Source organism: Pseudomonas sp. SDO5532_S415, assembly GCF_054071155.1.
This window is the reverse complement of sequence record NZ_JBSVWS010000051.1, coordinates 1-16,953: the sequence shown is the minus strand read 5'-3', so window position 1 is coordinate 16,953 and position 16,953 is coordinate 1. Positions and strand designations below refer to the sequence as shown.

Below are 16,953 nucleotides of genomic sequence, written 5' to 3'. Positions count from 1 at the left end.
CGCACCCTGAACTTCCTGGGCAGCACCTGCCTTACGCAATTGCAATCGGGCCTTCCAGCCCCATGCAGCCATGCCAGCCAATACCTCTTCTTATAAAGAGCTGGGTGAGCAGGATTATCGGAGAAATACCATGTCTTATGCAGTAATCGTTACTGGCGGCAAGCAATACAAGGTCGCCCCGGGTGAATACCTGAAGATCGAAAAACTGGAAATCGCTACCGGCGAATCCGTTACCTTTGATCGCGTTCTGTTGGTTGCCAATGGCGACGACGTGAATATCGGCGCTCCAGTTGTTGCTGGCGCTACCGTTGTGGCTGAAGTGATCTCCCAAGGTCGTCACGATAAAGTCCGCATCATCAAGTTCCGTCGCCGTAAGCACCACATGAAGCGTATGGGCCACCGCCAGTGGTACACCGAGATCAAAATCACCGGTATTCAGGCTTAATTACAGCCTAATTCCTCACTAGGAGAATTGAACTCATGGCACACAAAAAAGCTGGTGGTAGTACCCGTAACGGTCGCGACTCAGAAGCCAAACGCCTTGGCGTGAAGATGTATGGCGGCCAGGCTATCAAAGCAGGCAACATCATCGTGCGTCAGCGCGGCACCCAATTCCACGCTGGCTACGGCGTTGGCATGGGTAAAGATCACACCCTCTTCGCTAAAGTCGAAGGCGTGATCAAGTTCGAAGTAAAAGGCGCCTTCGGTCGTCGTTACGTGAGCGTTGTCGCGGCTTAATTGCGCGATCGCTGGAAAAGCCCTGTCTCGCGACGGGGCTTTTTCGTTTGTGGGGTGAGTCTCTTGCAAAACTGTTTGTATGGGCTGTCGGCGCGCTGGACTGTGCGGTCGTTGATTGAGGTCGCTGCGCTCATTTTTGCAAGAGTCTTATGTCTTAGTGTTTTTCGGCTCGTCCGTATGGCGAGAGGCGTTGTGTTATGAAGTTTGTTGATGAAGTATCGATCCGAGTAAAGGCTGGCGACGGCGGTAACGGTTGCATGAGTTTCCGTCGCGAAAAATTCATCGAAAACGGTGGTCCGAACGGTGGTGATGGCGGTGATGGCGGCTCGGTCTACATGATCGCCGACGAAAACCTCAACACCCTGGTGGACTATCGTTACACCCGGCACTTCGATGCCGAGCGTGGCTCCAACGGCGGCAGCACTGATTGCACCGGCAAAAAAGGTGAGGATCTGGTACTGCGCGTACCGGTCGGCACCACCGTGATCGACTCCGCGACCCAGGAAGTGATCGGCGACCTGACCAAGGCTGGTCAGAAGCTGCTGGTTGCCCATGGTGGCTGGCACGGTCTGGGCAACACCCGCTTCAAATCCAGCACCAACCGTGCGCCGCGCCAGACTACGCCGGGCAAGCCGGGCGAACAGCGTGACCTCAAGCTGGAAATGAAAGTGCTGGCGGACGTTGGTCTGCTGGGCTTGCCGAACGCCGGCAAAAGTACCTTTATCCGTTCGGTGTCGGCTGCCAAGCCGAAAGTCGCCGACTATCCGTTCACTACTCTGGTGCCAAACCTGGGTGTGGTCAGCGTCGATCGCTGGAAAAGCTTCGTGGTTGCGGACATTCCGGGTCTGATCGAAGGTGCTTCCGATGGCGCGGGCCTGGGGATTCGCTTCCTCAAGCACTTGTCGCGCACGCGCCTGCTGCTGCACCTTGTCGACATGGCGCCGCTGGATGAGACCGATGCTGCGGAAGCGGCTGAAGTGATCGTCAGCGAGCTGACCAAGTTCAGCCCGTCCCTGGCTGAGCGTGATCGCTGGCTGGTGCTGAACAAGTGCGACCAGATCCTCGATGAAGAGCATGATGCCCGCGTCAAGGAAATCGTTGATCGTCTGGAGTGGACGGGTCCGGTTTACGTGATCTCGGCCATCGCCAAGCAGAACACCGAGCGTCTGTGTCACGACATCATGCGTTACCTGGAGGATCGTGCTGATCGCCTGGCTAACGACCCGGCCTACAAGGAAGAGCTGGCCGAGCTTGATCAGCGCATCGAAGACGAAGCCCGTGCCCAGCTGCAGGCGCTGGATGACCAGCGTGCCCTGCGTCGCAGTGGCGTGAAGTCGGTCCACGACATCGGTGACGATGATTGGGATGAAGAAGATGTGGATGACGAAGACGGTCCGGAAATCATTTACGTGCGTGACTGATTCGTTGCGATAAACTTAAGCGCCGCTCAATCGAGCGGCGTTTTAGTATCTGGAAATCGATCGTTGGTCACGAATAACCACGAATAACGTCACGGGCAGTGCCAGGTCGCGCTGTCCTCAAGCTAAGGTTGAAGATGATGCGGAGCAAGGTGACAGGTGCGCAGCGTTGGGTCGTGAAAATCGGCAGCGCTCTGCTGACGGCGGACGGCAAGGGCCTGGATCGCGCGGCAATGGGTGTCTGGGTTGAACAGATGGTGGCCTTGCATGAGGCGGGTGTCGAGCTGGTGCTGGTGTCCTCCGGGGCGGTGGCGGCGGGCATGAGTCGTCTGGGCTGGACTTCGCGACCCAGTGCGATGCACGAACTCCAGGCCGCTGCTGCAATCGGCCAGATGGGGTTGGTGCAGGCTTGGGAGTCGAGCTTTGCCGAGCATGGTCGGCACACTGCGCAGATTCTCCTGACCCACGACGACCTGTCCGACCGCAAGCGCTACCTGAACGCTCGTAGCACCTTGCGTGCGCTGGTTGAGCTGAAGGTTATTCCGGTGATCAATGAAAACGACACCGTGGTCACAGACGAAATCCGTTTCGGCGATAACGATACCCTGGCGGCGCTGGTGGCCAACCTGGTCGAGGCGGACCTGCTGGTGATCCTCACGGATCGCGATGGCATGTTCGACGCCGATCCGCGCAACAATCCGGATGCCCAGCTGATTTACGAGGCGCGTGCCGACGACCCGGCGCTTGACGCGGTGGCGGGTGGGACCGGTGGTGCGCTGGGGCGCGGCGGCATGCAGACCAAATTGCGCGCAGCGCGTCTGGCGGCGCGTTCCGGTGCGCACACGATCATTGTTGGTGGGCGCCTCGAGCGAGTGCTGGATCGTCTCAAGGCGGGCGAGCGCATCGGCACCTTGCTTTCGCCTGAGCGCGGCATGCTGGCGGCGCGCAAACAGTGGCTGGCCGGGCACCTGCAAACCCGTGGCACGCTGGTGCTGGATGCGGGCGCGGTGACGGCGCTCTCCCAAGGCAACAAGAGTTTGCTGCCGGTGGGGGTGAAGTTGGTTCAGGGCAGCTTCCGTCGCGGCGAGATGGTGGTATGTGTGGCGCCGGACGGTCGAGAGATTGCGCGTGGCCTGGCCAACTACAGTGCGCTGGAAGCGCAAAAAATCATCGGTCAGTCGTCTGATGCGATTGTCGGTCTGTTGGGTTACATGGCGGAGCCGGAACTGGTTCATCGCGATAACCTGATCCTGGTCTGAAGGAATACCTGAATGCGTGTGGCAAAAGGATTGTTGGGGCTGCTGCTGGCGATGCCGCTGCTGGCTTCGGCCGAGGAAATTGGCCAGGTGTCGACGGTGTTCAAGTTCGTTGGGCCGAACGACCGGATCGTGGTCGAGGCGTTTGATGATCCGAAGGTCGAGGGTGTGACCTGCTACCTGTCGCGTGCCAAGACGGGTGGCGTGAAAGGTGGTCTGGGACTCGCCGAGGATCGTGCCGAGGCTTCCATTGCGTGTCGTCAGGTAGGGCCAATCAAGTTCAAGGGCGAGCTGAAGGACGGTGATGAAGTATTCAAGGAGCGCACCTCGCTGGTGTTCAAGACCATGCAGGTGGTGCGTTTCCTCGACAAGAAGCGTAATACGCTGGTTTATCTGGTCTACAGTGATCGCTTGATCGAGGGCAGTCCGCAGAATGCGGTGACGGCGATTCCGATTTTGCCGTGGGCGAGCGCCCAGTAATCTGAAGTTCGCGAAGATCCACTGTGGGAGCGAGCCTGCTCGCGAAGATGGCTGCACATTCAGCATTCATGTGTCTGATGCACCGCTTTCGCGAGCAGGATCCCTCCCACATTTTTGTCGAATTCACCAAATCGCAGGCAATAAAAAACCGACCCTGAGGTCGGTTTTTTAATGAGCGTGTCGCTTAGGCAGCAGCGGCAACGTTCAGGGCCTTTACGTGGCCATTCAGGCGGCTCTTATGGCGAGCAGCCTTGTTCTTGTGGATGATGCCTTTATCGGCCATGCGGTCGATAACTGGCACAGCCAGAACGTAAGCAGCTTGTGCTTTGGCAGCGTCTTTTGCGTCGATGGCCTTAACTACGTTTTTGATGTAGGTACGAACCATGGAACGCAGGCTGGCGTTGTGGCTGCGACGCTTCTCAGCCTGTTTTGCACGTTTTTTGGCGGAAGGTGAGTTGGCCACCGTCGAGCTCCTCGAAAGACTTTTTAGGAAATAGCAAACAAAATAGGCCGCGAATCATGCCGATGAGTTGAAGTCTTGTCAAGGGCGCTTGAAACGTTCCGCTAAGTGGTAGGCGTGGTGCGACGGGATATTTCTTTCCGGCGTGTGACCTGTAAACTCGCGAGCTTTGGCTCTGTGCTGTTGCGGCGCGGAGTATCGCACAAGTAGGCGCGTAGTTCGCCTGCTGTTTATCGACAGGCACAAACTCTTTCAATGAATCTGCTCAAATCGTTGGCCGCCGTCAGCTCTATCACGATGCTTTCCCGGGTTCTCGGATTCGTCCGTGACACCCTCATTGCGCGCGCATTCGGCGCAGGAATGGCAACCGACGCCTTCTTTATCGCATTCAAACTGCCCAACCTGTTGCGGCGCATCTTCGCCGAGGGGGCGTTTTCCCAGGCGTTCGTGCCCATTCTTGCCGAATATAAAAGCCAGAAGGGGGACGAGGCGACGCGTACGTTCATTGCCTATGTCTCGGGCCTGTTGACGCTGGTGCTGGCGCTGGTTACGGCGCTGGGCATGCTTGCCGCGCCGTGGGTCATCTGGGTGACGGCACCGGGTTTCACCGACACGCCGGAAAAGTTCGAACTCACCACCAGCCTGTTGCGGGTGACCTTCCCCTACATATTGCTGATTTCCCTGTCGTCCCTGGCTGGCGCGATCCTCAACACCTGGAACCGTTTTTCGGTGCCGGCCTTTGTGCCGACGCTGCTGAACGTCAGCATGATCATCTTTTCGCTGTTCCTGACGCCGTATTTTGATCCGCCGGTGATGGCGCTGGGTTGGGCCGTACTGGTGGGCGGCCTGGCGCAGTTGCTCTATCAGCTGCCTCACCTGAAAAAGATCGGCATGCTGGTGCTGCCGCGCCTGAATCTGCGCGACAGTGGCGTCTGGCGAGTGATGAAGCAGATGCTGCCGGCGATTCTCGGGGTATCGGTCAGCCAGATTTCGCTGATCATCAATACCATTTTCGCCTCGTTCCTGGTCGCCGGTTCCGTATCCTGGATGTACTACGCCGACCGCTTGATGGAATTGCCGTCCGGCGTACTGGGCGTGGCGCTGGGCACGATTCTGCTGCCGACGCTGGCCAAGACTTACGCCAGCAAGGATCGTCATGAGTATTCTCGAATCCTCGATTGGGGCCTGCGCCTTTGCTTCATGCTGGTGCTGCCTTGCGCTCTGGCATTGGGGATTCTGGCTGAGCCACTGACGGTTTCATTGTTCCAGTACGGTCAGTTCAATGCTTTCGATGCGGCGATGACCCAGCGGGCGCTGATTGCCTACTCGGTCGGTTTGCTCGGGATTATTGTGATCAAAGTGCTGGCTCCCGGCTTTTATGCGCAACAAAACATCCGGACTCCGGTAAAAATCGCGATTTTTACCCTGATCGTCACGCAGCTGTTCAACCTGGTGCTGATCGGGCCCCTGGCCCATGCCGGCCTGGCGCTCGCCATCAGTGCCGGCGCCTGTCTCAATGCCGGGTTGCTTTTCTATCAGTTGCGCAAGCAGCAGATGTACCAGCCGCAACCGGGTTGGGCGAAGTTCGGTTTCAAGTTGGTGGTTGCGGTGGCGGTGATGTCTGGCGTGTTGCTGGCCGGGATGCATTTCATGCCGGCCTGGGGCGAGGGGCAGATGCTTGAGCGCTTCCTGCGCCTGGGCGCGTTGGTGGTCGCAGGTGTGGTGGCTTATTTCGGCATGTTAGTGTTGATGGGCTTCCGTTTGCGCGACTTCAATCGCAAGGCGCTGGGCTGAGGATAAAACCTCGATAACTATTTAGAAAAAACGTGGGCGGGCCGGCATTTTTGTCGGCTCGATTACTTTGGCATACGGTGTTGCCTGTCGTCGGCCGCCGGGTGTGGTTATAATCGACCACTTTATGAGCAAGAAGCGCGTTATGCAGCTGGTTCGAGGCCTCCACAATCTGCGCCCCCAGCATCGGGGCTGCGTCGCCACTATTGGCAACTTTGACGGTGTACACCGTGGCCACCAGGCTATCCTGGCGCGGCTGCGTGAGCGTGCGCTCGAATTGGGCGTGCCCAGCTGCGTGGTGATTTTCGAGCCGCAGCCACGGGAGTTCTTCGCGCCGGATACGGCGCCTGCGCGTTTGGCCCGCCTGCGGGATAAACTGCAGCTGCTGGCGGCCGAAGGCGTCGACCGGGTCTTGTGCCTGGCGTTCAATCAGCGTCTGAGCAAGCTCAGCGCCAAAGCGTTCGTCGATACCATCCTGGTGGACGGCCTCGGCGTGCAACACCTTGAAGTCGGCGACGACTTCCGTTTCGGCTGTGACCGGGTAGGGGATTTCGATTTCCTGCAACAGGCCGGTGTCACACAGGGTTTTACCGTTGAAGCGGCGCAGACCGTCGAACTCGACGGCATCCGGGTCAGCAGTACCCAGGTGCGTAATGCGCTGGCGGCTGCCGACTTTGTCCTGGCCGAACGTCTGCTCGGTCGCCCGTACCGTATCGCAGGTCGCGTGCTGCACGGCCAGAAACTCGCGCGGCAGCTGGGTACGCCCACTGCCAATATACAACTCAAGCGTCGTCGCGTGCCGTTCACCGGGGTTTACCTGGTCAACGTGGAGATCGACGGCAAGACCTGGCCCGGCGTCGCCAACATCGGCGTGCGGCCCACGGTTCAAGGTGATGGCAAGGCCCACCTGGAAGTGCATCTTTTAGATTTTGCCGGCGATCTGTATGACCGGCGTTTAACGGTGGTTTTCCACCACAAGCTGCGTGAAGAGCAGCGTTTCGCCTCTCTGGAGGCGCTGAAAACGGCGATCAACGCGGATGTCGCCGCCGCCCGTGCACTAGCCGCACCTAGCGCCCATCGCTAATGAAGAGCCTTAAATGACCGACTATAAAGCCACGCTAAACCTTCCGGACACCGCCTTCCCAATGAAGGCCGGCCTGCCTCAGCGCGAACCGCAGATTCTGCAGCGCTGGGACAGCATTGGCCTGTACGGAAAGTTGCGCGAGATTGGCAAGGATCGTCCGAAGTTCGTTCTTCACGACGGTCCTCCGTACGCCAACGGCACGATTCACATCGGTCATGCGCTGAACAAGATTCTCAAGGACATGATCATCCGCTCGAAGACCCTGTCGGGCTTCGATGCGCCTTATGTTCCGGGCTGGGACTGCCACGGCCTGCCGATCGAGCACAAAGTCGAAGTGACCCACGGCAAGAACCTGGGCGCGGACAAGACCCGCGAACTGTGCCGGGCGTACGCCACCGAACAGATCGAAGGCCAGAAATCCGAATTCATCCGTCTGGGCGTGTTGGGTGACTTTGCCAACCCGTACAAGACCATGGACTTCAAGAATGAGGCCGGTGAAATCCGCGCCCTGGCTGAAATCGTCAAGGGCGGTTTCGTGTTCAAGGGCTTGAAGCCTGTGAACTGGTGCTTTGACTGCGGTTCGGCCCTTGCTGAAGCGGAAGTCGAGTACGAGAACAAGAAGTCCTCGACCATCGACGTGGCTTTCCCGATTGCCGATGAAGCCAAGCTGGCTGCCGCCTTCGGTCTGGCATCGCTGGCCAAGCCTGCCTCGATCGTGATCTGGACCACCACCCCGTGGACCATCCCGGCCAACCAGGCGTTGAACGTCCACCCGGAATTCAACTACGCGCTGGTTGATGTCGGCGACAAGCTGCTGGTACTGGCTGAGGAGCTGGTCGAATCGTGCCTGGCCCGTTACAGCCTGCAAGGCTCGGTCATCGCGACCACTACCGGTAAAGCGCTGGAGCTGATCAACTTCCGTCACCCGTTCTATGATCGTCTGTCGCCGGTTTACCTGGCCGACTACGTCGAGCTGGGCGCCGGCACCGGTGTGGTTCACTCTTCGCCGGCCTACGGCGTGGACGACTTCGTGACCTGCAAGAAGTACGGCATGGTCAACGACGACATCCTCAACCCGGTACAAAGCAATGGCGTGTACGTGCCATCGCTGGAGTTCTTCGGCGGCCAGTTCATCTGGAAGGCCAACCCGGCCATCGTCGACAAGCTGACCGAAGTCGGTGCGCTGCTGCACACCACCATCATCGAACACAGCTACATGCACTGCTGGCGCCACAAGACGCCGCTGATCTACCGCGCCACCGCACAGTGGTTCATCGGCATGGACAAGCAGCCGACCACGGGCGACACCCTGCGCCAGCGTTCGATCAAAGCCATTGAAGACACCAAGTTCGTCCCGGCCTGGGGCCAGGCGCGCCTGCACTCGATGATCGCCAACCGTCCGGACTGGTGCATTTCCCGTCAGCGCAACTGGGGCGTGCCGATCCCGTTCTTCCTGAACAAGGAAAGCGGCGAGCTGCACCCACGCACTGTCGAACTGATGGAAGAAGTCGCCAAGCGCGTCGAAGTGGAAGGCATCGAAGCCTGGTTCAAGCTGGACGCTGCCGAACTGCTGGGCGATGAAGCGCCGCAGTACGACAAGATCAGTGACACGCTGGACGTCTGGTTCGATTCGGGCACCACGCACTGGCACGTGCTGCGCGGTTCGCATCCGATGGGCCACGAAACCGGTCCACGGGCCGACCTGTACCTGGAAGGTTCGGACCAGCACCGCGGCTGGTTCCACTCCTCCCTGTTGACCGGTTGCGCCATCGACAACCACGCGCCATACCGCGAGCTGCTGACCCACGGTTTCACCGTCGACGAGTCCGGCCGCAAGATGTCCAAGTCGCTGGGCAACGTCATTGCACCGCAAAAGGTCAACGACACCCTGGGCGCCGATATCATGCGTCTGTGGGTGGCATCGACCGACTATTCGGGCGAAATGGCGGTTTCCGAGCAGATCCTGCAACGCAGTGCGGACGCCTACCGGCGTATCCGTAACACCGCGCGCTTCCTGCTCTCGAACCTGACCGGGTTCAACCCGGCCACCGACCTCCTGCCGGCCGAAGAAATGCTGGCACTGGACCGTTGGGCCGTGGACCGTACCCTGCTGCTGCAACGCGAGCTGCAAGAGCACTACGGCGAATACCGCTTCTGGAACGTCTACTCCAAGATCCACAACTTCTGCGTGCAGGAGCTGGGCGGTTTCTACCTGGATATCATCAAGGATCGCCAGTACACCACCGGCGCCGACAGCAAGGCCCGTCGTTCGTGCCAGACCGCGCTGTTCCATATCTCTGAAGCGCTGGTTCGCTGGATCGCGCCGATCCTGGCGTTCACCGCCGACGAGTTGTGGCAGTACCTGCCGGGCGAGCGTAACGAGTCGGTGATGCTCAACACCTGGTACGAAGGCCTGACCGAGTTGCCAGAAGGCTTCGAGCTGGATCGCGCGTACTGGGACCGGATCATGGCGGTCAAGGTCGCGGTCAACAAGGAAATGGAAATCCAGCGTGCAGCCAAGGCTGTCGGTGGCAACCTGCAAGCCGAAGTGACGCTGTTCGCCGAAGACGCCCTGAGCGCCGACCTGGCCAAGTTGAGCAACGAGCTGCGCTTCGTCCTGATTACCTCCACCGCCAGCGTTGCGCCTTTTGTAAAAGCGCCTGAGGACGCGGTAGTGACCGAAGTTGCCGGTCTGAAGCTCAAAGTGGTCAAGTCGAGCCACGCCAAGTGCGCCCGTTGCTGGCACTGCCGTGAAGACGTCGGCGTGAACCCGGAGCATCCGGAGATTTGCGGTCGTTGCGTCGACAACATCAGCGGTGCTGGCGAGGTTCGCCACTATGCCTAACGCCGTTGGCCGTTTCGGACGGCTGAGCTGGCTCTGGTTGAGTTTGCTGGTCCTGGTCATCGACCAGGCCAGCAAGTTCTACTTCGAAGGCAAGCTTACGATGTACCAGCAAATCGTGGTGATCCCCGATTACTTCAGCTGGACCCTGGCCTACAACACCGGTGCTGCGTTCAGCTTCCTGGCCGACAGCTCCGGCTGGCAGCGCTGGCTGTTTGCCTTGATTGCGATCGTGGTCAGTGCGGTGCTGGTGGTCTGGCTCAAACGCCTGGGCCGCAATGAAACCTGGCTGGCAGTCGCCCTGGCACTGGTGCTCGGTGGCGCGCTGGGTAACCTTTATGACCGCATTGCCCTGGGCCATGTGATCGATTTCATCCTGGTGCACTGGCAGAACCGCTGGTACTTCCCGGCGTTCAACTTTGCCGACAGTGCTATCACTGTAGGCGCAGTCATGCTGGCACTGGATATGTTCAAAAGTAAAAAGACCGGAGAAGCCGTTCATGACTGAACAGGTATTGGCTGAGCAACGCATCGGCCAGAACACGGAAGTCACCTTGCATTTCGCATTGCGCCTGGAGAACGGCGACACGGTGGACAGCACCTTCGACAAGGCCCCGGCGACTTTCAAGGTTGGTGATGGCAACCTGTTGCCAGGTTTCGAGGCTGCACTGTTCGGTTTCAAGGCAGGCGACAAGCGTACGCTGAGCATCGAGCCGGAAAACGCATTTGGCCAGCCCAACCCGCAAAACGTGCAGATCATTCCGCGCTCGCAGTTCCAGAACATGGACCTGTCGCCGGGTTTGCTGGTGATCTTCAACGATGCGGCCAATACTGAATTGCCAGGCGTGGTGAAAGAATTCGATGATGCGCAAGTGACCATCGACTTCAACCACCCGTTGGCCGGCAAGACGCTGACCTTTGACGTGGAAATCATCTCCGTCAAAGCGCTTTAACTGCTTTTCTGTAGGAGCGAGCTCGCTCGCGATGATCGTTAACGAATACGCGTTTTTTCTGGATTAACGCGTTGTCCTTTAGTTTTTCGCGAGCAAGCTCGCTCCTACAGGGCAAGACACGAGGCAAAGCATGCAAATCAAACTCGCCAACCCCCGTGGCTTCTGCGCCGGTGTGGACCGGGCGATCGAAATCGTCAACCGCGCCCTGGAAGTCTTCGGACCGCCGATCTATGTCCGCCATGAAGTGGTCCACAACAAATTCGTCGTCGAAGACCTGCGCAATCGTGGCGCGATCTTCGTCGAGGAGCTGGATCAGGTGCCGGACGACGTGATCGTGATCTTCAGTGCCCACGGTGTGTCCCAGGCTGTACGCACGGAAGCTGCTGGCCGTGGCCTGAAAGTGTTCGATGCCACATGCCCGCTGGTGACCAAGGTGCACATCGAAGTTGCGCGCTACAGCCGCGACGGTCGTGAATGCATCCTCATTGGCCACGCCGGTCACCCGGAAGTCGAAGGCACCATGGGCCAGTACGATGCCAGCAACGGCGGAGCGATCTACCTGGTCGAAGACGAGAAAGACGTCGCCGAACTGCAAGTGAACAATCCCGAAAAACTGGCGTTCGTGACCCAGACCACCCTGTCCATGGACGATACCAGCCGCGTCATCGACGCCCTGCGTACTCGTTTCCCGGCCATTGGCGGTCCGCGCAAGGACGATATCTGCTACGCCACGCAAAACCGTCAGGACGCAGTCAAGCAACTGGCTGACGAATGCGATGTGGTGCTGGTGGTCGGCAGCCCGAACAGCTCCAACTCAAATCGCCTGCGTGAACTCGCCGAGCGCATGGCCACTCCGGCCTATCTGATCGACGGTGCCGAAGACCTGCAAAAGAGCTGGTTCGACGGTGTCGAGCGTATCGGCATCACCGCTGGCGCCTCCGCGCCGGAAGTCCTGGTGCGTGGCGTGATCCAGCAATTGCAGGCCTGGGGCGCCACCGGCGCCGACGAGCTGGCGGGTCGGGAAGAGAACATCACGTTCTCCATGCCTAAAGAACTACGTGTTCGCTCCCTGCTCTGAGTCTTCTCCACCCATGCATAACGCCTGTTCAGTCTTTTTGCTGCGCAGGCTGACGAGACCGGTGCGGGCCAGTACCACCTGGTATTGGCTCAACGGCTCGCGGGCTGAGCAAATGTGCAATGTCCCCGCTTGAAAAGCCCCGCTTGGCAATAGCGGCTCACCCAGACCACTGAACCTTACAAAACTCCTGACCGGTCGATTACCCACAACAGGCACACGGGCACTGCCTTGGCGTTCCATAAGCAGCGGATTGCTGCTGTCCTCATGTCCCTTGCCGCTCACATCCAGAATCATCCGCCAGCCTTGAGCCCAGTCATTGTTGATGCTGTGGATGACGATGGTCTGATTGCGTGTGATGGCTTCGGTTCTGGCCGTACGTATGCCACTGAAAAGCGACCTCGCCGCCTCCTCCCGATAATTCGACTCCGTTACGGCTGCAAACGCCGGACTGACAAAATGCAGAACAATCCCGACAATCGTCAGTCCCATGAGCAGTTCGATCAGGCTGAAACCGTGCTGACGCATGGCAAATCCCTCCCTGGAGTGTTGTGCCCCGTGCGATCCGTACACGAGTGATGGCAATCCAACCGCGCCGCGGCGGTCGAACGTTCTAGTGTGTAAAAGCAGGTATAGCCGACGGCAACGGAGGGCACCGATGGAGCATCGTACAAAAGGTTTCACGCTGATCGAGTTGCTGGTTGCCATTGCGATCTTTCTGGTCCTGATCACCTTGGCTGTCCCGGCGTTCACCCGATCCACGCAAATTTCCAGGGCCGACACCGAGATCGGTGATCTGCGACGCGGCCTGAATTTCGCCCGACTGGAGGCGATAAACCACGGTGTGACCACGCGAGTGCGCCCTACCGCGGGCGGCAGTTTATGGACCGGCGAGTTGTCGGTGTATGACGGCACTGGCGTACCAGCCAATGTATTGCGTGTTGTTCCAGCAATGAGCAGCGGCGCGACGCTGACGCTAACCTCAGGAGTGACCGCCATCGATTTCAATAATCTGGGCGGTTTGTCGTCGCCGTCCACGGCGGTGGTGATCAGTTATGTGCTGGGGACGCAAAGCAGGACGCTGAATGTGTGTTTGAACGGACGAATTCTATTAGGTGGAAGTTGCGGATGAGGCACTGGAGTAAACGTGCACAGGAAGGCATGACGCTGATTGAAGTCTTGGTTGCGTTGCTGATTCTTGGCGTGGGGCTTTTGGGGGCAGCAGCGATTCAATTGAATGCACTGAAGTACACCGACAGTGCGCGCATGACCAGCCAGGCCAGTTTTATCGCCTATGACATGATGGACCGCATTCGCGCCAATGCAGCCACCGACTACACCGTCACGCCGCCGACCTCGGGCAACCTGAGCGTCGCCCGGGACCAGGACCTCTACGATTTCACCCGCAATATCGTCAATTTCGGTGGCCCTACGGCTACCGGCAGCATCGCCCTCAATCAGCACGTGTACACCATCACCATCACCTGGGACGACTCCCGGGCCGCCAACAGCGCCAATACCCGCCGCAGCTTCGTGCTCACCAGTCGCGCAACCGTCGAACCGGTGGCGACGCCATGAGCCGTTTCCAAAGAGGGTTCGGCCTGATCGAGCTACTGATCGCCCTGGCCTTGAGCTTGATCGTGGTGCTGGGCGTGGTGCAGGTTTTCATTGCTGCAAAAAACACCTACGTTAGCCAGAACGCTGCTGCCGCCATGCAGGAAGATGCGCGTTTTGTACTGAGCAAAATGATTCAGGAAATCCGCATGGTCGGCATGTTTGGCTGCCTGGGGACGATCACCGACGCCAGCTTGGGGGGACGTTTCGCTGCCAGTCAGAAAACGCCAATCAGTTGGGATAACGCCAATCAAAAATTGACCTTGGTGACGGCGGATGTCGGCAGTAACGGTGCAACGCCGACCTGGACGGTGGTTTCCGATTGCCGAATTACGGCGACGGCCTATTCCGACTTGCGCGCGCCGGCTTCGGGGCAACAGGCATTTCCGATCCGGCGGTTGATCTACCGCTTCAAGAACGGTCAGTTAACGATGGGCACCGGTATAGATACGCCAGCTCAATCCGTGCTGGTCGATAACGTCAGTGCCTTCAACGTGAGCTTCGGCCTCGCCAGTTCCGCCGCCGATACGGCCGCCTCCAGTTACAGCAGCAATCCCTCGGACCCGGCGCGCATCCGCAGCGTGCGGCTGAGCCTGACACTCGCCGATCCGAACAACCGGGTGGGCAATCAAACCTTCAACGTGGTTGCCGCACTGCGCAACCGCTTGCCGTGAGGGGAGGGCCGATGAGTGTTTTTCCGAGAACGCCTCGCTCCCAACGCGGCATGGCGCTGTTGGTCAGTCTGGTATTTCTGTTGCTGCTGACGCTGATCGGCATTTCCTCGATGCAGAACGCCACCCTGCAGGAAAAAATGGCCGGCAGCGTGAGTTTGCGCAATCAGTCATTCCAGGCTGCCGAAGCGGCGTTGCGCGTCGGCGAAAGCGCGGTGCAACTCGATAGCTACCTGTTGGCCGAGTGCAATGACACGCGCCAATGCGAGCCCCCGGCCGAGTCATCGACGGTCAAGGCCGCCGGGTTCATTGCCAGCTCGGGGGTCACGTGGATCGCTTCCGGAAGCGGTTTTTATGGCGTGCAAAACATTGGCACCACCCAGATGGCGGTGAATGTGCCGAGCAACACCTCGGCGACGTTGTACCGGGTCACCGCCGTCGGCATCGCGGGCAATTCGCGTAGTGTGGTGGAGAGCATTTATGCGAAGTACTGAACGATCAACGACGCTGTCAGTCGGTGCTGTTTTAGCGTTGTGCCTGTCGGCATCGGTTTATGCCTACACGCCATCGGACTGGCCAGGCCAGAATCCGGACATGACTATCGCCTCGTCGAACCTGGGCCGGGACAGTTGCTTGGCCCGTGGCAACTGGTACGGCTTCTATCGCAGTGATTCGGGTTTGAAACCCATCTGCCTGAAGCTGCCCGTGGCGTTCAGCGTTAAGATGCTCGACTCCAATGGCGACGGAGTGATCGATAACCCTGACGTGCTGTCCAGCGGAGTGATTTTTACCGGCGACGATCCGACCCTGAGCGATATCGACAAGGACGCGACGAACACCGAGAGCGATTCCAGTGGCGGTATCAGCGAAGGGGTGGAAAAATCCGGCGGCGGCAGCCGTCGCATCATGTGGCGACAAATACAGTAAGCGAGAGTTGAGGCATGCACAGATCCAACCGCGGTTTTACCCTGATCGAAATCATGATCGTGATTGCGATCATCGGGATTGTCCTGACCATCGCCATGCCAAGCTTTACGGAATATCAGAACAAAGGGCGTCGTACCGAAGTGGCCGGTCTGCTTTCCGAGCAGGCGCAGATCCTTGAGCGTTTCTATTCACAGAAAAACGTCTACAGCGGTGTCGCCGGCCTCAGTGCGGGCAATGACTACTACACCATCACGCCGACACTGACCGACCAGACCTTCCTGCTGACGGCGGTGCGCAAGGCGGGTACCAGCATGGCCGCTGACAAGTGCGGTGATTTCACCATCACTAATACGGGCGAGCGCGGCATGGTCAATGCCACGGCCGGCCTGACCACCAAGGATTGCTGGGGTCGCTGAGTTTTACTTTTCGGGCGTCTTTTGTGCCCTCTGTCTATTTATCGGTTGGATCAGAATATGACCAGGCAACAGCAAGTGGTGATTGTCGGCGGCGGGGTAATCGGTCTGCTGACGGCATTCAATCTCGCGTCCGAAGTGCAGAGCGTTGTGCTGCTGGACCGCTCGAACGTCGGTCAGGAGTCTTCCTGGGCCGGTGGCGGCATCGTATCGCCGCTCTACCCGTGGCGTTACAACCCCGCGGTCACCGCGTTGGCCCACTGGTCCCAGGACTTTTATCCACAACTGGGCGAGCGCCTGTTCGCGGCCACCGGGGTCGATCCCGAGGTGCACACCACCGGCTTGTATTGGCTGGATCTGGACGATGAAGCCGAGGCGCTGGCCTGGGCTGCGCGGGAGAGTCGTCCGCTGCGGGCTGTGGATATCTCGGTGGCGCACGACGCGGTGCCGGTCTTGGGTGGTGGTTTTTCCAGGGCGATCTACATGGCCGACGTCGCCAATGTGCGCAATCCACGGTTGGTGAAATCCCTCAAGGCTGCGCTGCTGGCACTGCCGAACGTGACGATTCATGAGCAGTGTGAAGTCAGCGGGTTTATTCGTGAAGACGAAAAAATTGTCGGCGTGCAGACTTCCACAGGTGTGATCCGCGGTGATCAAGTGGTCCTGACCGCTGGCGCCTGGAGCGGTGATTTGCTCAAGAGCCTGGGCCTTGAGCTGCCGGTCGAACCGGTGAAAGGGCAGATGATTCTCTACAAGTGCGCGGCGGATTTTCTGCCGAGCATGGTCTTGGCCAAGGGGCGTTATGCGATCCCCCGGCGCGACGGGCACATCCTGATTGGCAGTACGCTGGAGCATGAAGGCTACGACAAGACGCCAACCGAATCGGCGCTGGAAAGCCTCAAGGCCTCGGCGGTGGAATTGATACCGGCACTGGCGGATGCCGAAGTGGTGGGGCATTGGGCTGGTCTAAGGCCGGGCTCGCCGGAAGGCATTCCCTACATTGGCCGGGTGCCGGGATTTGAGGGGCTGTGGCTCAACTGCGGGCATTTCCGCAACGGGCTGGTGTTGGCGCCGGCGTCGTGTCAGTTGTTTGCCGATGTGATGTTGGGCAGGGCGCCGATCATTGATCCGGCACCGTATGCGCCGATTGGGCGGATCTAGTATCGAAAGATTTGGCGACTGTCAGATCGCATTCGCGAGCAGGCTCGCTCCCACAGAGGCTGTGGTTTAC

20 protein-coding genes are annotated in these 16,953 nt (G+C 59.1%); 18 read left to right on the top strand and 2 right to left on the bottom strand.

The window, feature by feature from the left end; translation table 11 throughout:
• Positions 1-130: 130 nt before the first annotated feature.
• From rplU to ACW9HW_RS14085, 5 genes are all read left to right on the top strand, one after another.
• Positions 131-445 (top strand): 50S ribosomal protein L21, encoded by a 315-nt coding sequence (rplU, locus tag ACW9HW_RS14105; protein WP_003176051.1) that lies wholly within the window; start codon positions 131-133, stop codon positions 443-445.
• Positions 446-480: 35 nt separating this feature from the next.
• Positions 481-738 (top strand): 50S ribosomal protein L27, encoded by a 258-nt coding sequence (rpmA, locus tag ACW9HW_RS14100; protein ID WP_003281574.1) that lies wholly within the window; start codon positions 481-483, stop codon positions 736-738.
• Between the two features lie 197 nt (positions 739-935).
• Positions 936-2,159: an Obg family GTPase CgtA gene (gene cgtA / locus ACW9HW_RS14095; RefSeq protein WP_207267126.1), complete on the top strand. Its 1,224-nt coding sequence runs from the start codon at positions 936-938 to the stop codon at positions 2,157-2,159.
• A 137-nt stretch (positions 2,160-2,296) separates the two neighbouring features.
• Complete coding sequence (gene proB / locus ACW9HW_RS14090; RefSeq protein ID WP_077047080.1) at positions 2,297-3,415, top strand: glutamate 5-kinase; 1,119 nt, start codon at positions 2,297-2,299, stop codon at positions 3,413-3,415.
• A gap of 12 nt (positions 3,416-3,427) precedes the next feature.
• Positions 3,428-3,892: a CreA family protein gene (locus ACW9HW_RS14085; protein ID WP_095196620.1), complete on the top strand. Its 465-nt coding sequence runs from the start codon at positions 3,428-3,430 to the stop codon at positions 3,890-3,892.
• A gap of 184 nt (positions 3,893-4,076) precedes the next feature.
• Here ACW9HW_RS14085 and rpsT read toward each other — a convergent pair whose 3' ends face one another.
• A complete protein-coding gene (gene rpsT / locus ACW9HW_RS14080; RefSeq protein ID WP_007970922.1) occupies positions 4,077-4,355 on the bottom strand; it encodes a 30S ribosomal protein S20 in 279 nt (92 codons plus the stop codon).
• Between the two features lie 252 nt (positions 4,356-4,607).
• Here rpsT and murJ point away from each other — a divergent pair, with 252 nt between their 5' ends.
• From murJ to ispH, 6 genes are all read left to right on the top strand, one after another.
• On the top strand, positions 4,608-6,146 hold the full coding sequence (gene murJ / locus ACW9HW_RS14075; protein ID WP_457400386.1) for a murein biosynthesis integral membrane protein MurJ: 1,539 nt from the start codon (positions 4,608-4,610) through the stop codon (positions 6,144-6,146).
• A gap of 142 nt (positions 6,147-6,288) precedes the next feature.
• The gene (gene ribF, locus ACW9HW_RS14070; protein WP_170948725.1) at positions 6,289-7,227 is read left to right on the top strand and encodes a bifunctional riboflavin kinase/FAD synthetase; all 939 of its coding nucleotides are present in this window, start codon (positions 6,289-6,291) and stop codon (positions 7,225-7,227) included.
• Between the two features lie 13 nt (positions 7,228-7,240).
• Positions 7,241-10,072 (top strand): isoleucine--tRNA ligase, encoded by a 2,832-nt coding sequence (gene ileS, locus ACW9HW_RS14065; protein ID WP_457400385.1) that lies wholly within the window; start codon positions 7,241-7,243, stop codon positions 10,070-10,072.
• The gene (lspA, locus tag ACW9HW_RS14060; RefSeq protein WP_095196616.1) at positions 10,065-10,577 is read left to right on the top strand and encodes a signal peptidase II; all 513 of its coding nucleotides are present in this window, start codon (positions 10,065-10,067) and stop codon (positions 10,575-10,577) included. The genes ileS and lspA overlap by 8 nt, the downstream gene beginning before the upstream one ends.
• 7 nt (positions 10,578-10,584) lie before the next feature.
• Positions 10,585-11,022: an FKBP-type peptidyl-prolyl cis-trans isomerase gene (gene fkpB / locus ACW9HW_RS14055; RefSeq protein ID WP_170948729.1), complete on the top strand. Its 438-nt coding sequence runs from the start codon at positions 10,585-10,587 to the stop codon at positions 11,020-11,022.
• Between the two features lie 130 nt (positions 11,023-11,152).
• Positions 11,153-12,100, top strand: coding sequence for a 4-hydroxy-3-methylbut-2-enyl diphosphate reductase (ispH, locus tag ACW9HW_RS14050; RefSeq protein WP_095196614.1), 948 nt, complete (start codon positions 11,153-11,155; stop codon positions 12,098-12,100).
• On the opposite strand, the gene ACW9HW_RS14045 is transcribed toward ispH, so the two are convergent.
• Positions 12,077-12,625: a GspH/FimT family pseudopilin gene (locus ACW9HW_RS14045; RefSeq protein WP_457400382.1), complete on the bottom strand. Its 549-nt coding sequence runs from the start codon at positions 12,623-12,625 to the stop codon at positions 12,077-12,079. The genes ispH and ACW9HW_RS14045 overlap by 24 nt on opposite strands.
• Before the next feature lie 130 nt (positions 12,626-12,755).
• Here ACW9HW_RS14045 and ACW9HW_RS14040 point away from each other — a divergent pair, with 130 nt between their 5' ends.
• Genes ACW9HW_RS14040 through thiO form a run of 7 tightly spaced genes read left to right on the top strand, consistent with a single transcriptional unit; the run spans position 12,756 to position 16,883 of the window.
• Positions 12,756-13,229 (top strand): GspH/FimT family pseudopilin, encoded by a 474-nt coding sequence (locus tag ACW9HW_RS14040; RefSeq protein ID WP_457400381.1) that lies wholly within the window; start codon positions 12,756-12,758, stop codon positions 13,227-13,229.
• Entirely contained in the window at positions 13,226-13,675 is a 450-nt protein-coding gene (gene pilV / locus ACW9HW_RS14035; protein ID WP_095196611.1) for a type IV pilus modification protein PilV, read from the top strand. Before ACW9HW_RS14040 ends, pilV begins: the two co-directional genes overlap by 4 nt.
• On the top strand, positions 13,672-14,385 hold the full coding sequence (locus ACW9HW_RS14030) for a PilW family protein (RefSeq protein WP_095196610.1): 714 nt from the start codon (positions 13,672-13,674) through the stop codon (positions 14,383-14,385). Before pilV ends, ACW9HW_RS14030 begins: the two co-directional genes overlap by 4 nt.
• A gap of 11 nt (positions 14,386-14,396) precedes the next feature.
• Positions 14,397-14,876, top strand: coding sequence for a pilus assembly PilX family protein (locus tag ACW9HW_RS14025; RefSeq protein WP_457400379.1), 480 nt, complete (start codon positions 14,397-14,399; stop codon positions 14,874-14,876).
• Positions 14,863-15,309, top strand: coding sequence for a hypothetical protein (locus ACW9HW_RS14020; RefSeq protein WP_457400378.1), 447 nt, complete (start codon positions 14,863-14,865; stop codon positions 15,307-15,309). Before ACW9HW_RS14025 ends, ACW9HW_RS14020 begins: the two co-directional genes overlap by 14 nt.
• A gap of 14 nt (positions 15,310-15,323) precedes the next feature.
• Complete coding sequence (locus tag ACW9HW_RS14015) at positions 15,324-15,725, top strand: type IV pilin protein (protein WP_457400376.1); 402 nt, start codon at positions 15,324-15,326, stop codon at positions 15,723-15,725.
• Between the two features lie 57 nt (positions 15,726-15,782).
• Entirely contained in the window at positions 15,783-16,883 is a 1,101-nt protein-coding gene (gene thiO, locus ACW9HW_RS14010) for a glycine oxidase ThiO (protein ID WP_457400374.1), read from the top strand.
• Positions 16,884-16,953: the final 70 nt, after the last annotated feature.

Bases quoted from the DNA above. Each gene is read 5' to 3' on its own strand.
- ribF (WP_170948725.1), top strand. From the start codon at position 6,289: ATGCAGCTGGTTCGAGGCCTCCACAATCTGCGCCCCCAGCATCGGGGC.
- lspA (WP_095196616.1), top strand. From the start codon at position 10,065: ATGCCTAACGCCGTTGGCCGTTTCGGACGGCTGAGCTGGCTCTGGTTG.
- cgtA (WP_207267126.1), top strand. From the start codon at position 936: ATGAAGTTTGTTGATGAAGTATCGATCCGAGTAAAGGCTGGCGACGGC.
- rplU (WP_003176051.1), top strand. From the start codon at position 131: ATGTCTTATGCAGTAATCGTTACTGGCGGCAAGCAATACAAGGTCGCC.
- pilV (WP_095196611.1), top strand. From the start codon at position 13,226: ATGAGGCACTGGAGTAAACGTGCACAGGAAGGCATGACGCTGATTGAA.
- ACW9HW_RS14040 (WP_457400381.1), top strand. From the start codon at position 12,756: ATGGAGCATCGTACAAAAGGTTTCACGCTGATCGAGTTGCTGGTTGCC.
- thiO (WP_457400374.1), top strand. From the start codon at position 15,783: ATGACCAGGCAACAGCAAGTGGTGATTGTCGGCGGCGGGGTAATCGGT.
- murJ (WP_457400386.1), top strand. From the start codon at position 4,608: ATGAATCTGCTCAAATCGTTGGCCGCCGTCAGCTCTATCACGATGCTT.
- rpmA (WP_003281574.1), top strand. From the start codon at position 481: ATGGCACACAAAAAAGCTGGTGGTAGTACCCGTAACGGTCGCGACTCA.
- ACW9HW_RS14025 (WP_457400379.1), top strand. From the start codon at position 14,397: ATGAGTGTTTTTCCGAGAACGCCTCGCTCCCAACGCGGCATGGCGCTG.
- ispH (WP_095196614.1), top strand. From the start codon at position 11,153: ATGCAAATCAAACTCGCCAACCCCCGTGGCTTCTGCGCCGGTGTGGAC.
- ACW9HW_RS14045 (WP_457400382.1), bottom strand. From the start codon at position 12,625: ATGCGTCAGCACGGTTTCAGCCTGATCGAACTGCTCATGGGACTGACG.
- ileS (WP_457400385.1), top strand. From the start codon at position 7,241: ATGACCGACTATAAAGCCACGCTAAACCTTCCGGACACCGCCTTCCCA.
- ACW9HW_RS14030 (WP_095196610.1), top strand. From the start codon at position 13,672: ATGAGCCGTTTCCAAAGAGGGTTCGGCCTGATCGAGCTACTGATCGCC.
- ACW9HW_RS14085 (WP_095196620.1), top strand. From the start codon at position 3,428: ATGCGTGTGGCAAAAGGATTGTTGGGGCTGCTGCTGGCGATGCCGCTG.
- proB (WP_077047080.1), top strand. From the start codon at position 2,297: ATGCGGAGCAAGGTGACAGGTGCGCAGCGTTGGGTCGTGAAAATCGGC.
- ACW9HW_RS14020 (WP_457400378.1), top strand. From the start codon at position 14,863: ATGCGAAGTACTGAACGATCAACGACGCTGTCAGTCGGTGCTGTTTTA.
- ACW9HW_RS14015 (WP_457400376.1), top strand. From the start codon at position 15,324: ATGCACAGATCCAACCGCGGTTTTACCCTGATCGAAATCATGATCGTG.